Origin of the sequence: Stenotrophomonas sp. TWI1151, from assembly GCF_039673135.1 — a bacterium.
GTDB lineage: Bacteria > Pseudomonadota > Gammaproteobacteria > Xanthomonadales > Xanthomonadaceae > Stenotrophomonas.
The window spans coordinates 123,794-137,364 of the sequence record NZ_JBDJLA010000007.1; the positions used below are offsets into that span (position 1 = coordinate 123,794).

7 protein-coding genes are annotated in these 13,571 nt (G+C 66.8%); 4 read left to right on the forward strand and 3 right to left on the reverse strand.

Annotation, left to right across the window (positions count from 1 at the left end; all coding sequences use genetic code 11):
* Positions 1-163 precede the first annotated feature (163 nt).
* Positions 164-1,873: an ATP-dependent RNA helicase RhlB gene (gene rhlB, locus ABE422_RS10620; RefSeq protein ID WP_346482943.1), complete on the reverse strand. Its 1,710-nt coding sequence runs from the start codon at positions 1,871-1,873 to the stop codon at positions 164-166.
* A gap of 560 nt (positions 1,874-2,433) precedes the next feature.
* On the opposite strand from rhlB, the gene trxA reads away from it, so the two are divergent.
* Both trxA and rho read left to right on the forward strand, forming a co-directional pair.
* Complete coding sequence (trxA, locus tag ABE422_RS10625; RefSeq protein ID WP_019183509.1) at positions 2,434-2,763, forward strand: thioredoxin TrxA; 330 nt, start codon at positions 2,434-2,436, stop codon at positions 2,761-2,763.
* A gap of 221 nt (positions 2,764-2,984) precedes the next feature.
* The gene (gene rho, locus ABE422_RS10630) at positions 2,985-4,781 is read left to right on the forward strand and encodes a transcription termination factor Rho (RefSeq protein WP_313219452.1); all 1,797 of its coding nucleotides are present in this window, start codon (positions 2,985-2,987) and stop codon (positions 4,779-4,781) included.
* Between the two features lie 132 nt (positions 4,782-4,913).
* On the opposite strand, the gene ABE422_RS10635 is transcribed toward rho, so the two are convergent.
* Positions 4,914-7,445: a glycoside hydrolase family 3 N-terminal domain-containing protein gene (locus ABE422_RS10635; RefSeq protein WP_346482944.1), complete on the reverse strand. Its 2,532-nt coding sequence runs from the start codon at positions 7,443-7,445 to the stop codon at positions 4,914-4,916.
* Between the two features lie 389 nt (positions 7,446-7,834).
* Here ABE422_RS10635 and ABE422_RS10640 point away from each other — a divergent pair, with 389 nt between their 5' ends.
* Positions 7,835-8,842: a LacI family DNA-binding transcriptional regulator gene (locus ABE422_RS10640; RefSeq protein WP_346482945.1), complete on the forward strand. Its 1,008-nt coding sequence runs from the start codon at positions 7,835-7,837 to the stop codon at positions 8,840-8,842.
* 9 nt (positions 8,843-8,851) lie between these two features.
* Here the strand turns inward: ABE422_RS10640 and ABE422_RS10645 are convergent, their stop codons facing one another.
* The gene (locus tag ABE422_RS10645; RefSeq protein WP_313211335.1) at positions 8,852-10,129 is read right to left on the reverse strand and encodes a sugar MFS transporter; all 1,278 of its coding nucleotides are present in this window, start codon (positions 10,127-10,129) and stop codon (positions 8,852-8,854) included.
* Positions 10,130-10,550: 421 nt separating this feature from the next.
* Here ABE422_RS10645 and ABE422_RS10650 point away from each other — a divergent pair, with 421 nt between their 5' ends.
* Positions 10,551-13,562, forward strand: a complete 3,012-nt coding sequence (locus ABE422_RS10650; protein WP_346482946.1) for a TonB-dependent receptor — start codon at positions 10,551-10,553, stop codon at positions 13,560-13,562.
* Positions 13,563-13,571: the final 9 nt, after the last annotated feature.

The window sequence follows — 13,571 nt, forward strand, 5'->3', positions numbered from 1 at the left end:
ACCGTTGGTCGGGGGAAGCGCCATCGCATTCGCGCTGTCGCCCCACGGTTCGCTGCGCAAACCGTGGGCCCCTCTCATCAGCACCCGATCCCCCGTCGCTTCGCGACCGCCCCCTTGCCAAGGGGGCTATACCCCCCAGGCATCGCGGGTCGCGCGTCCGGTCTTACGAACCGGACAGCATCCGGCGGATCTTGCGGCCCAGGCGGGTCAGGAACGAGGCGCCCGGATCGGCGGCAGGCGTGCCGCGCATCGGCTTGGCGGTCACCTGCACCGGGGTCACCGGGCCGGTCGCTGCGGCGCCCTCGGCACCTTCGACCGGACGGCCGTGGCGACGACGACGACGCTTGCGCGGCGCACGCTCACCTTCCACGGCCGGGCTGCCTTCGGCAGACGGCGCGGCGGTCGGGGCCAGCTGCGGGGTGGCAGCGGCATCGGCGGCCACGGCCGGCGGCTCGCCTTCCACGCGCGACTTTCGCTCACGGCGGGGTTTGCCATCGGCACTGCGCTCGCCCGGTGCGCGGCGTTCGCCACGGCCACCGGCCGGCTTGCCGCCACGGCTGCTGCCACCGCCACGACGCTGCTCTTCGGCGGCACGCGCTTCGCGTGCTTCGCGGAAGATCTGGCCGACGCTTTCGTTCTCGTCACCCTCGGCATCACCCTCGCCTTCCGGCGACGGTGCACGCGGCGCGCGCGGGATCGGGGTCAGGATTTCGCTGGTGACCGGCTCGACCGTGATCTTCTGTTCGATGTACGCCTCGATGTCCGGCAGGCCCATCGCGTAGCGCTCGCAGGCGAAGCTGATCGCATCGCCTTCTTCGCCCAGGCGCGCGGTACGGCCGATGCGGTGCACGTAGTCTTCGGCGTCGAACGGCAGGTCGTAGTTGTAGACGTACTTGATGCCGTCGATGTGCAGGCCGCGGGCGGCGACATCGGTGGCCACCAGGATTTCCAGCTGGCCCTTCTGGAAGCGGTTGAGCAGGCTCTCGCGCTTCTTCTGCGGCACGTCGCCGGACAGCACGCCGACGCGGTAGCCGGCCTTTTCCAGCGAACGGGCCACGCGCTCGACGAACACCTTGGTGTTGACGAAGACCATGGTGCGGGCGCCTTCGCTGCGCGAGAGCAGGCCCAGCAGCAGCGGGATCTTTTCTTCGTCGGCCGGGAAGTAGATGCGCTGGCGCACGCGGGCGGCGGTGATCGACTCGCTCTCCACCACCAGCTTCTGCGGCTCGTTCATGTGCTCGTAGGCCAGCTCCAGCACGCGGTGGCTGAGCGTGGCGCTGAACAGCAGCGTCTGGCGCGTGCTGCGCTCGGGCATGCGGCGCAGAAGGAAGCGGATGTCCTTGATGAAGCCCAGGTCGAACATGCGGTCGGCTTCGTCGAGCACGCAGATTTCGCAGGCGTGCAGCGAGACCACCTTGTGCTGCTTGACGTAGTCGATCAGGCGGCCGGGGGTGGCGATGATCACGTCCACGCCCTGCTGCAGGATTTCGCGCTGCTTGTCGTAATCCACACCGCCGTAGACCAGTGCGAAGCGCAGGCCGAGGTCGGAGCCGAACTTCACGGCATCCTTGTGGATCTGGATGGCCAGCTCGCGGGTCGGGGCCAGGATCAGCGCGCGCGGGTCTTCCGGCTTGCGATCGGCCAGTGCCGGGCGGGTCAGCAGGCGGTTCACCACCGCGACCAGGAAGGCCAGGGTCTTGCCGGTGCCGGTCTGGGCCTGGCCGGCGACGTCGCCGCCGGGCAGCGCGACCGGCAGGGTCAGCGCCTGGATGGGCGTGCAACGGGTGAATCCGGCTCCTTCAAGGCCGGCCTGCAGGGCCGGATGCAGCTCGAAGGAGGAGAAGGTCAAATCGGTCAGCGGTTTGTCGCTCATGAGTCCGTCTTGGTAAGGCCAGCCGGCAGAGGTGCGGGTGGCTTGCATCATCTTGGGGGGGCACCGTCGCAAACGGCCCCTGCGCCGGGATTGGCGGGGCCGGACTCGGGTCCAGGGCGCCGCGCAATGCCCCAGTTTAGCGCAATGTCGGCGGCAAACCGGGATCCCCCGTCGCTCGACCCCATGAGAATGCCCGCCCAGCGCGCCATTACAGCGCGTTGGCAGGGCTGGCGTGCGGTGTGCACCTCGTATTCACCCGCCCTGCCGCCGGTTGAACGGCGCGGCGGGCGGGGCTGGAACCGGCCTCCCGGCCCCCGCATATCAACCGGGATCGTCGCGATAACGCAGGTGGGCGATCACGGGACGCTTCTTTCCAACCAGCGTCTGTCCGGTCACGGCGATAGCGGTACACTGCGCCCCGTGAGCGTCCAGGCATCCGCCGAACGCACCGCTGGCCGCCCGCGGCCACGAGGCACCAGACGAGGGTGACGCCCGGTCGGCGTTGCCCAAATTCAACTTCCTCCGGCCCTGCCGGGTGCATTACCAGACGAGAAACCAAGATGAGCGACAAGGTTGTACATGTCGGCGACGCCGACTTTGATAGCGCAGTGCTGAATTCCAAGGAACCGGTGCTGGTCGATTTCTGGGCCGAATGGTGTGGTCCCTGCAAGATGATCGCCCCGGCGCTGGATGAACTGGCCGACGCCTACAACGGTCGCGCCAAGATCGCCAAGGTCAACGTGGATCAGAACCGCGCCCTGGCTGCCAAGTACCACGTGCGCTCGATCCCGATGCTGCTGGTGTTCAAGGACGGCGAAGTCCAGGCCCAGCAGATCGGTGCCGTCGGCAAGGCCCAGCTGGCCGGCATGCTCGACAAGGCCCTGGCCTGATCGCAGCAGGCAGCCGGCCCGTCCGGCTGCCACGCGGGCCCGTCGCCCGCATGAATGACCCTGCCCCACCCGGCTTGCGCGCCGCCGCGAGCCGGTGTTAGTGTCGGCATATCCGGCCGCATTCGCGCGCCGCATCTTCTGGACGCAGTTTCCTTCCAGATCCTTTCCCAACGTTCGCCGCCCTGCCGGGCGCTCGCACCTTCTAGCGAGGAATCCAGCACTTGTCCGATATCACTACTTCCGAACCCGGGAGCGCCGACGCGCCCGCCGAGAAGCGCGTGCGCAAGCCGCGCGTCGCCAAGGCCGCCGCCAACACCGCTGCCGACGCAGGTTCTCCCCCCTCACAACCCGCTCTGCCTCTGGCTGCCGCGTCTGACGCGCCGGCGCCGGCTGCTGCTCCTTCGGCAGCCCCGCAGGCATCGGCACCGGCAGCCCCTGCCGGTGGCGACGCATCGCCCTCGCAGGGCGGTGGTCAGCAGGACACCGGCGACGGTGGCCAGCGCAACCAGAACGGCCGCAACCAGAACCCGCAGGGCGGGCAGAACCCGTACCAGCAGGGTCAGGGTCAGGGTCAGGGCCAGAACCAGGGCCAAGGCCAGGGTCAGGGCCAAGGCAACCGCCGCGACCGTTTCCGCAATCGCCGTGACCGCAACCGCGGTGGCGATCGCTACAACGACGACGGCATGCCGCAGGACAACGGCGAACAGCAGCCGTTCGTGCGCAGCCAGCAGGCCAACGTGCCCGAAGGCTTCCCGGTCTATTCGCTGAGTGACCTCAAGCGCATGCCGGCACAGAAGCTGCTGGAAATCGCCGAACAGCTGCAGATCTCCGAGGGCGTGGCCCGTGCCCGCAAGCAGGACGTGATCTTCGCCCTGCTCAAGGTGCTGACCCGTCATGGCGACGGCGTTGCCGCCGACGGCGTGCTGGAAATCCTGCCGGACGGCTTCGGCTTCCTGCGCGCGGCCGAAGCCAGCTACCTGGCCGGCCCGGACGATACCTACATTTCGCCCAGCCAGATCCGCCGCTTCAACCTGCGCACCGGCGACCACCTGTCCGGCCGCATCCGCTTCCCGAAGGACGGCGAGCGCTACTTCGCGCTGTCGATCGTGGACACCATCAACGGTGAGCCGCTGGAAGCGTCCAAGAACAAGGTGCTGTTCGAGAACCTGACCCCGCTGTTCCCGCGCAAGCGCTTCACCCTGGAACGCGGCAACGGTTCGTCCGAAGACATCACCGGCCGCATCCTCGATCTGATGGCACCGCAGGGCAAGGGTCAGCGTTCGCTGATCGTCTCCCAGCCCAAGGCCGGCAAGACGATGATGATGCAGCAGGTGGCCACGGCGATCACCACCAATCATCCGGACGTGCACCTGATCGTGCTGCTGATCGATGAGCGCCCGGAAGAAGTGACGGAAATGCAGCGCACCGTGCGCGGCGAAGTCATCAGCTCCACCTTCGACGAACCGGCTGCGCGCCACGTGCAGGTCGCCGAAATGGTGATCGAGCGGGCCAAGCGCCTGGTCGAGCACAAGAAGGACGTGGTGATCCTGCTCGACTCGATCACCCGCCTGGCGCGTGCCTACAACAACGTGGTGCCCAGCTCCGGCAAGGTGCTCACCGGTGGTGTGGACGCCAACGCCCTGCACCGTCCGAAGCGCTTCTTCGGCGCGGCGCGTAACGTGGAGGAAGGCGGCAGCCTGACCATCATCGCTACCGCGCTGGTCGATACCGGCAGCAAGATGGACGAGGTGATCTACGAAGAGTTCAAGGGCACCGGCAACAGCGAAGTGCACCTGAGCCGTCGCATCTCCGAAAAGCGCGTGTTCCCGGCGATCGACATCAACCGCTCGGGTACCCGCCGCGAAGATCTGCTGATCGAACCGGAACTGCTGCAGAAGATCTGGATCCTGCGCAAGCTGCTGCATCCGATGGATGAAATGGCCGCAATGGAGTTCCTGCTCGACAAGATGAAGAACACCAAGTCCAACGACGAGTTCTTCGGTTCGATGAAGCGCTGATCGGCGCAGCATCCGGACAGAAAGAGGCCCCGCACTGCGGGGCCTTTTTCGTTGAGAGGGTGCCCGGGTAGTGCCGGCCGCTGGCCGGCTCCACACATCCTCCGCCGAACGCCGGCCGGGCAGAGCCCGGCTCTACGGGCAGCGCACCACGCCCGGCGCCTTGTCTGCATTCACCGACACGCGCACCTGGGTAAACGCCGCCGCAAACGGCGTGTCGGCGCTCACCACGAACGGCGCTTCCACCGCGCCCAGGTCCACGCCGCGTTTGACAAAGCACGCCAGCGGCACGGTCACGGTCTGCTTCTGGCCCGGCGCCAGCGTGGTCAGCAGCGGCGCGATATCCACGCCGCCGTCGCAGCCGGTGCCGCACTGCATGCTCACCGTCACCGGCGATGTCGGGCGCTGCACCAGCTGCAGGTCGAACTGCAGCGCGCCGTGGTTGCGCGCCAGCGCGCCCAGGTTGCGCCGCGAGGTGCTGCGCGCGATCAACTGCGCGGGTGCCAGCCACGTGACTTCCTTCGCGTCCTGCTGGGTGTTGACCTGCACGGTGCGCACCTGCACTACCGGCGCGGCGGCCGGCCAGCGCAGCGTGGCGTTGAGGTCGTTGCCCAGCGGCTGGGTCGCGCCGCCGGCCGCCACGTGCAGCGCGAACGGTGGCGTGTCAGCCCGGTTGAAGATCGGCAGGGTGGTCACCTCGCCGCAGTTGTCCGGATTGGCTTCGGGAAGGCGCGTCAGCGTGCCGGGCGAGCTGTAGGCCAGGCCGTGACCCAGCGCGAACAGCGGCGGACGCTTCGGGTCCGGCCGGTCGATCGGCGCCGGGCAGGGAACGCCCGGCCACGGGAAGCTCAGGCGCCCGCGGAAATCATGCACGGGCTTGCCATCCTTGCCGGCCACCAGCACATCGGTGATGCCCTTGCCCTCGGTGCCCGGCAGCCACGCCGCCACGAAGGCCTGCGATTGGTTGAGCAGGTCGTTGGTGTACATCGGACGCCCGGAGAAGTACACGGTCACCACCGGCTTGCCACTGGCCTGGGCCGCGCGCAGCACCGCCAGATCCTGCGGATAGGCGCGGCTGTGGCTGACCGAATCAGAGGCCAGGATGTCGCCGTTGGTCTCGGCGTACGGCGTCTCGCCAATCACCGCCACCACCACATCGAACCGGGTGGGATCCAGCGCGGTGGCATCAGCGCTGTAGGCAACGTTCTGTGTGCCCAGCTCGGCACGCAACGCCCCCAGCACCGAATCAGCGTGGGGGAAATCGGCATTGCGGTTCTCGGTGCCCTGCCAGGTCAGCGACCAGCCGCCGGACTGATCGGACAGGTTGTCGGCACTCTTGCCGACCACCATGACGCGTGCATCGCGGCGCAGCGGCAGAACCTTCGCATCGTTCTTGAGCAGCACCAGCGACTCGCGCACCGCCTGGCGCGCCAGCTCACGGTGCTGCACGGCAGCGACATCACCGGCGTAGCGGCTGTCCGACGGCTTGTGATCGAACAGGCCTGCACGCAGCTTCACGCGCAGGATGCGGGTGACCGCATCATCGATGCGCGCCATCGGGATCTCCCCGCGCTCCACCTGGGCCATGGTGTTGGCGATGAAGGCCTTCCAGTCGTCGGGCACCATCACCATGTCGATGCCGGCGTTGATCGCCTGCGCGCAGCTGTCGTTGCGGCAGCCCGGCACCTGGGCGATGCCGTTCCAGTCGGACACGACGAAACCGTCGAAGCCCATCTTCTCTTTCAGCGCACCGGTCAGCAGGGCTTTGTTGCCGTGCATCTTGCCGTAGTCGACCCCGCCACTGCGGTCGTTCCAGCTGTTGAACGACGCCATCACCGTCTGCACGCCTTCGCCGAGCGCGCCGTAGTAGCCCTGCCCGTGCACGTTGATCATCGTGGCCTTGTCGACCAGCGCCTCACCCTGGTCGCGGCCGTTGTCGGTCGCGCCATCGCCGATGTAGTGCTTGGCCGTGGCGACCACGTTGCCGTCATCGCCGAAACGTCCCTGCGCGCCCTTGACGTAGGCCTGTGCGAAGGCGCGGATCACATGTGGATCGGAGGAATAGCTTTCGTAGGTACGGCCCCAGCGCGGATCGTGCGCCACCGCCAGGGTCGGCGCGAACACCCAGTCGATGCCGGTCGCGCGCACCGCGTGTGCGGTGGCCTGGCCGATCCGCTCGATCAGGGCGGCATCGCCCGCCGCGCCCAGGCCGATGTTGTGCGGGAACAGCGTGGCGCCGTAGACGTTGTTGTGACCGTGCACCGCATCGGTGCCCCAGATCACCGGGATCGGCGTGCGTGCATCGGTGGCCAGCGAGGCCGCGCGATAGGCATCGGCCAGTTGCAGCCACTGCGCCACCGTGGCGTGCTTGTCCATGCCCGGCCAGGAGCCGCCACCATTGAGAACCGAGCCGATGTAGTACTGGCGGACCTCATCGGGCGTGATCATCTTGATCTCGGGCTGGGTCATCTGGCCCACCTTCTGCGCCAGCGTCATCTCCGCCACGATTTCCCGCACCCGCGCCTCAAGCGCGGCATCCGGCGCGATCGCGCTGGCCACGTGGGGCCAGTCCTGCAGGCGTTCACCGGTGGCCGGTGCGGCACCGGCCGTCGAGGCCAGCGCGGCCAGCAGGCAGGTGGCGAGAATCGTCTTGTTGGAGCTGGTCACTGGACATCTTCCTCTGATGAAATACGCGCGAACGGGACGGGCGCGACCGCAGCCGGGCACCGCTCGCGCTGCGATGTCGATGGCCGGCGGGGTAGCGATACTGCGTCGGTCAGCGCCCCTGTCTGACAGCGCTGTCATATAAGCCCATGGCAACGCTGTCAACCGCGGTCGGGCAGGGTTGCGGCCGAAGTCCCGCTGCAGCAGGGATCGCCGGCGCAGCGTGTGTCCGCCCCTCCCGTGAACTGCTGCATCGCGGCATGGAAAAACACGAACCCGCCACGCACGTCGCCGGCATGGCAACATCCGCCTGCATCGGCAACATCGATGTGACACACCCGCACTACCATCGGCAGCTGCCCGCCCGCCCCTCCAAGAGGAACCCCCGCACCATGCGTAGTCGTATCGAGGATGTCGCCGCCGTTGCGGGTGTATCGATCAAGACGGTGTCCCGCGTGCTCAACAACGAGCCCAACGTGCGCGTGGAAACCCGCGACCGCGTACTGGCCGCGGTGGCCCGCCTCGGCTACAAACCCAATCTCTCGGCGCGCAGCCTGGCCGGTCAGCGCTCGTATGCGCTGGCGCTGGTCTACAACAACCCCTCGCGCAATTACCTGATGGAAATCCAGAACGGGATGCTGGAGGCGTGCCACGCCAACCACTACAACCTGATCCTGGGCCCGGTCGGCACCGCGCGCCGCACCTTGCCCGATCTGGCCGCGCTGTTCGAGAATTCGCGCCCCGACGGGGTGGTGCTGATCCCGCCACTGACCGACGACGCAGTGGTGCTGGCCTATCTGGAAGAACACGAAATTCCGTATGCCTCCATTGCGCCGCGGCACCCCGAAGGCTGCATCGGGGTGCGCATGGACGAGACCACGGCGGTGGTCGAACTGATCGGCCACCTGGTCGCGCAGGGCCACCGCCGCATCGGCCACATCAAGGGCCCGCGCGCGCATGGCGCCTGCCAGTGGCGCCACGCCGGCTATCGCCAGGCGCTGCGCCAGTACGGGATCGAGTACGACCCGGCGCTGGTGGTCAACGGCCAGTTCTCGTTCGAATCCGGCATCGACGCGGCCAACGCCCTGTTGGATCTGGCAGCGCCACCCACGGCGATCTTCGCCGCCAACGACGACATGGCCGCCGCAGTGTTCCGCGTCGCCGGCCAACGCGGCCTGCGCATCCCCCGGGACCTGTCGGTCTGCGGCTTCGATGACACCCCGATCGCCGGGCATATCTACCCGGCGCTGACCACGGTGCGGCAGCCGACCGCCGCCATGGGGCGGCTGGCCACCGAGCAGTTGATCGATCACATCCGCTCGCCGGACGCCGGCACCATGATCACCGTCGATCACGCGGTGCTGGTGCGCGAATCCACGCACCCACCGCGTCGCCGCTGATCGCCTGCCTCAGCCGCTGTGGCGCGAACCGCGCCACGCGTAGAACGCAATGAACAGGTAGCACAGCATCGGCAGCAGGAAGGACACCTGCAGCCCATGATGGTCGGCCAGCCAACCCATCGCCAGCGGGATCACCGCCCCACCGACGATCGCCATCACCAGCAGGCTCGATGCCTGGCCGGTCAGCGTACCGAGGCGGGCAATCGCCAAGGCGAAGATGGTCGGGAACATGATCGAATTGAACAGGCCGATGCTGACCACACTCCACTTGGCCAGGTTGCCGCTGCCCAGCATCGTCACCGCCAGCAGGGCCATGACGATCAACGCGAAGACCCCCAGCATGCGGCGCGGATCCAGACGGGTCAGCAATGCCGCACCGAGCAGACGCCCGACCAGCGCGCCGCCCCAGTACAAGGACACGTAGCGCGTGGCTTCCTGCTCGGTCAGCCCCTCACCGATACCCGGCATCGAAAGGAAGTTGACCAGCACGCTGCCGATCGAGACTTCCGCACCCACATAGAAGAAGATCGCCAGCACGCCATAGCGCAGGTGGCGGTGGCGCAGCGCATCGCGCAGGCGGCCCCTGCCGGTGGCAGCCTCGCCTTCCACGCCGGGAATGGTCGGCAGGCGGAACATCCAGATCGCCACCGCCAGCACGAACAGCGCCACTGCCAGGCCGAAGTACGGCACCTGCACCGATTGCGCTTCAGCAGCGCGATACGCGAGCGCTTCAGCGTGCGGCAGCAGCGCCAGCTCATCGGCCGTGCGCGGCGCGGCCGAGAGGATCAGCAGGCCACCGAACAGCGGCGCGATGGTGGTGCCCAGCGCATTCATCGATTGCGCCAACGTCAGCCGGCTGGAACTGGTCTGTTCCGGCCCGAGCAGCGCAACGTAGGGATTGGCGGCCACCTGCAGCACGGTGATGCCGGTGGCCAGCACGAACAGCGCGCCGAGGAACAGGCCGTACACATGCGCCTGCGCGGCCGGCCAGAACAGCAACGCGCCCACACCGGCAATAGCCAGCCCGGCCACGATGCCGCGCTTGTAACCCACCGCCGCGACCAGGCGCCCGGCGGGGAGCGACATCAGGAAGTACGCACCGAAGAAGGTGAACTGGACCAGCATCGCCTGCACCCAGGTCAGGGCGAACGCCGCCTTGAGGTGCGGGATCAGGATGTCGTTGAGGCAGGTGAGGAAGCCCCACATGAAAAAGATGGCGGTGACCACGGCCAGTGCAACGCCATTGCTTTGCACATGTTGTCCGCGGACGGCAGCAGGAGTGTCCATTGCATGTCCTTCCAGATTGGGAGTGCCGGCCAGTCGGCGGCCAGACATGGAACCTGCTTGGACCGCGATTGTCCAGCGCTGTCAGCAATCGGATCCGAGGGTCGGCCGATGCTGCAGTGCACGCGCCCGAATGCCTTCGCGCAGTTTCGTTCTGCACTGCACAACAGATCAGCATCGCCATTCCGGCGGCCCACGTCCCCGCAGAATCGAGCTACAACGCCCGTGCTGCAGTGTTTCCGCCGCGCGCGCAGCCGTCCCGACTGCAACGCACGACACAGCTCGGCGTCGGCCGCAAGCGCATCGCCACGTGCGTTTGTTGACAACGCTGTCAACCATGGCTCCAATCCGGGCCGTGCGCACTGGACCCCGCGCCGACACAACGCAGAACCGCCACGATCGAATTCCCTGGGGAGGGATCATCATGAAGACGTACAAGGCCGTACCCCGCAAGGCGATGCTCACCTCCGCACTTCTCGCTGTCCTGGCCGGCCCGGCCTGGGCGCAGGATCCTGCGGCCCGAGAGAACACCACGACGGCCCCCGATGGCGTCGATCCCACCACGCTGGATGCGGTGCAGGTCACCGGCATCCGTGGCAGCCTCACCTCGTCGATGAACCTCAAGCGCGACAGCCAGGGGGTGGTCGACGGCATCATTGCCGAGGACATCGGCAAGTTCCCGGATACCAACCTGGCCGAATCGCTGCAGCGCATCAGCGGCGTGTCGATCGACCGCACCTCCAGCGGCGAGGGCTCCAAAGTCACCGTGCGCGGCATCGGCCCGGACTACAACCTGGTGCTCCTGAACGGCCGGCAGATGCCGGCGTCCAACCTCGGCAACGGCGGTGCTGGCCTGAACGGTTCGCGATCGTTCGACTTTGCGAATATCGCCTCCGAATCGATTTCGGCCGTCGAGGTCTACAAGACCACCCGCGCCGACAATCCGACGGGCGGCATCGGCGCCACCATCAACATAAAGACGCTGCGTCCATTGGAGGCGGCGCCGGTCGTCAGCCTGGGCCTGAAGGCGGTGCACGACACCTCCAACGACAACGTGCCGCGCACGCTGCAAGGGTCCAACATCACCGGTGAGCTATCGGGCATCTTCAGCCAGACCTACACCGACGGACGCTTCGGTGTTGCACTCAGTGCCAGCCATCAGGAACGCGACTCGGGCTTCAACCAGGCGACCGTGGCCGAAGGCTGGGCGACCCTTCGTGGCAGCGACACCACCGACTGGCGGGCGTTGCCACAACCAGGCACGGGCTATGCCGACCGGATCACCAACCGCCCGGGCGCCGATGATATCTATGGCCGCCCGCAGAACTCGGCCTACAACGTCAATGCGGTGCAGCGGCAGCGCACCAACGGGCAGGCCACGTTCCAGTGGAAGCCGCTGGACAACGTGACCACCACGCTGGACTACACCTATGTGGAAAACAAGGTCCAGCAGCAGCGCAGCGAACTGTCGGTGTGGTTCAACTATGGCCCTGGCGACAGCACCTGGACCAACGGCCCGGTTGCCGCGCCTATCGTCTACAGCGAAGACGTGGTCAACGGCGACGTGGCCATGGGCGGCATGAAGCTGGCGACCAAGAACAACATGGAAGCGGTGGGCTTCAACGTCGAGTGGGAGGTCAACGACGCGCTGGACCTGTCCTTCGACTACAACCGCGCCAGTGCCGAATCGCAGCCCGATGGCCCCTACGGCTCGGCGGGCGTGCTGGGCGTCGCCGCTTACGTGCGTGGCAAGACCACGGTGGATTACAGCGGCGACCTCCCCATCATCAACATCGCACTGCCTCCTGGCGGCATCCAGGCGTCGGATGCCCTGGTGACCGGCTCGGTCTTCCAGAACAGCTACAACAAGTCTGAAGTGGAGCAGCTGCAGGCCAAGGGCGTGTTCCGCTTTGCCGACTACTCCGCGCTGGATTTCGGCGTGGGCCACACCAAGGTGGACAATCGCTCGGCCGCGGCCATCATGCAGCGAGACAGCTGGGGTGGCGTCGGTACGCCTGCGGACTACGATGACAGCATCTGGTACGCCGATGACATGGGCAAGTACTTCAAGGCGTTCTCCGGCCACAACGATCCGCGCCTGACGGGCCAGTTCCTGGTCTTCGATTTCGACCGCCTGCGCGATCGTGCCGCCCAGGTGGCCAATGGCGTGGAGCCTGCCTGCCCCACCTGCTATGTCGCCCCGACGGAATACTCCGAGGACATCCGTACCACGGAAACGTCCAAGAGCGCTTACCTGCAATACCGCACTACCTTTGACTGGAACATGCCGCTGCATATCGCCGCGGGTGTGCGCTACGAACAAACCGAGGTGGAATCGCAGGCGCTGGTGCGCGTACCCACCTCCATCAGCTGGAATTCGCTCAACGAATTCAACATCACCTACGCCGAGGAAGGCGCATTCGTGGGCGGCAAGGGCAAGTACGACTACATCCTGCCCAATGTCGACCTGAAGCTGGACCTGAGCGAATCGTTGGCGCTGCGCGGCAGCTACAGCCGCAGCCTCGGCCGTCCGGGCTGGACGCAGATCGAAAGCGGGCAGCGTCTGGACAACATCGTGCGCACCCAGGGCGGCACCGGCTCGCGTGGCAACCCGGCACTGGAGCCGTTGCTCTCGGACAACGTCGATCTCTCGCTGGAGTGGTACTACGGAGAGGCCAGCTACGCCTCGGTCGGCTTCTTCCGCAAGAACATCAAGAACTTCATCAGCAATACGATCGCGCGTGAGGATGCAGGCAGTCTGCACACCCCGGTGGGCGGCGCCTACTGGAACGAGGCACTGGCATCGGGCTGCGTGGCTACCGATACGGTGTGCCTCCGCAACTACATCTTCACCAACCATGCCGGCGACCCGGGCGTGACCTCCACCGGTGTCAACTCCGCCGGTCAGCTGACCGGCAGCATCGTCGGCCAGCCGGGTGATCCGATCGCCGGGTTTGATGTCACCCTGCCGGCCAACCAGCGTTCGGACCACCTCCAGGGTTGGGAAGTGGCCGTGCAGCACCTGTTCGGCCAGTCCGGCTTTGGCGTGGCGGCGAACTACACCAAGGTGAAATCCGGCCTGACCTTCGACAACCTCAGCCTGGGCGACCAGTATCCGATGATCGGCCTCAGCGATTCTGCCAACGCGGTGCTGTTCTACGACAAGAACGCCTGGCAGGTCCGTGCGGCCTACAACTGGCGCGACAAGTTCCTCAACGGCATCGGCGGCCAGGGGCCCAACCCGAACTACACCGAAGCCTACGGCCAGCTCGATCTCAACATCAGCTACGCGGTCAGCGACCAGCTGACGCTGAGTGTGGAGGCGATCAACCTGACCGACGAGACCATGCGCACCTACGCGCGCCATTCCAACATGCTGCGCTACGCCACCCAGACCGGGCCGCGTTACATGTTCGGCGTTCGCTACAAGTTCTGAGTCGGCTGT

Bases quoted from the DNA above. Each gene is read 5' to 3' on its own strand.
- rhlB (WP_346482943.1), bottom strand. From the start codon at position 1,873: ATGAGCGACAAACCGCTGACCGATTTGACCTTCTCCTCCTTCGAGCTG.
- trxA (WP_019183509.1), top strand. From the start codon at position 2,434: ATGAGCGACAAGGTTGTACATGTCGGCGACGCCGACTTTGATAGCGCA.
- ABE422_RS10640 (WP_346482945.1), top strand. From the start codon at position 7,835: ATGCGTAGTCGTATCGAGGATGTCGCCGCCGTTGCGGGTGTATCGATC.
- ABE422_RS10645 (WP_313211335.1), bottom strand. From the start codon at position 10,129: ATGGACACTCCTGCTGCCGTCCGCGGACAACATGTGCAAAGCAATGGC.
- ABE422_RS10650 (WP_346482946.1), top strand. From the start codon at position 10,551: ATGAAGACGTACAAGGCCGTACCCCGCAAGGCGATGCTCACCTCCGCA.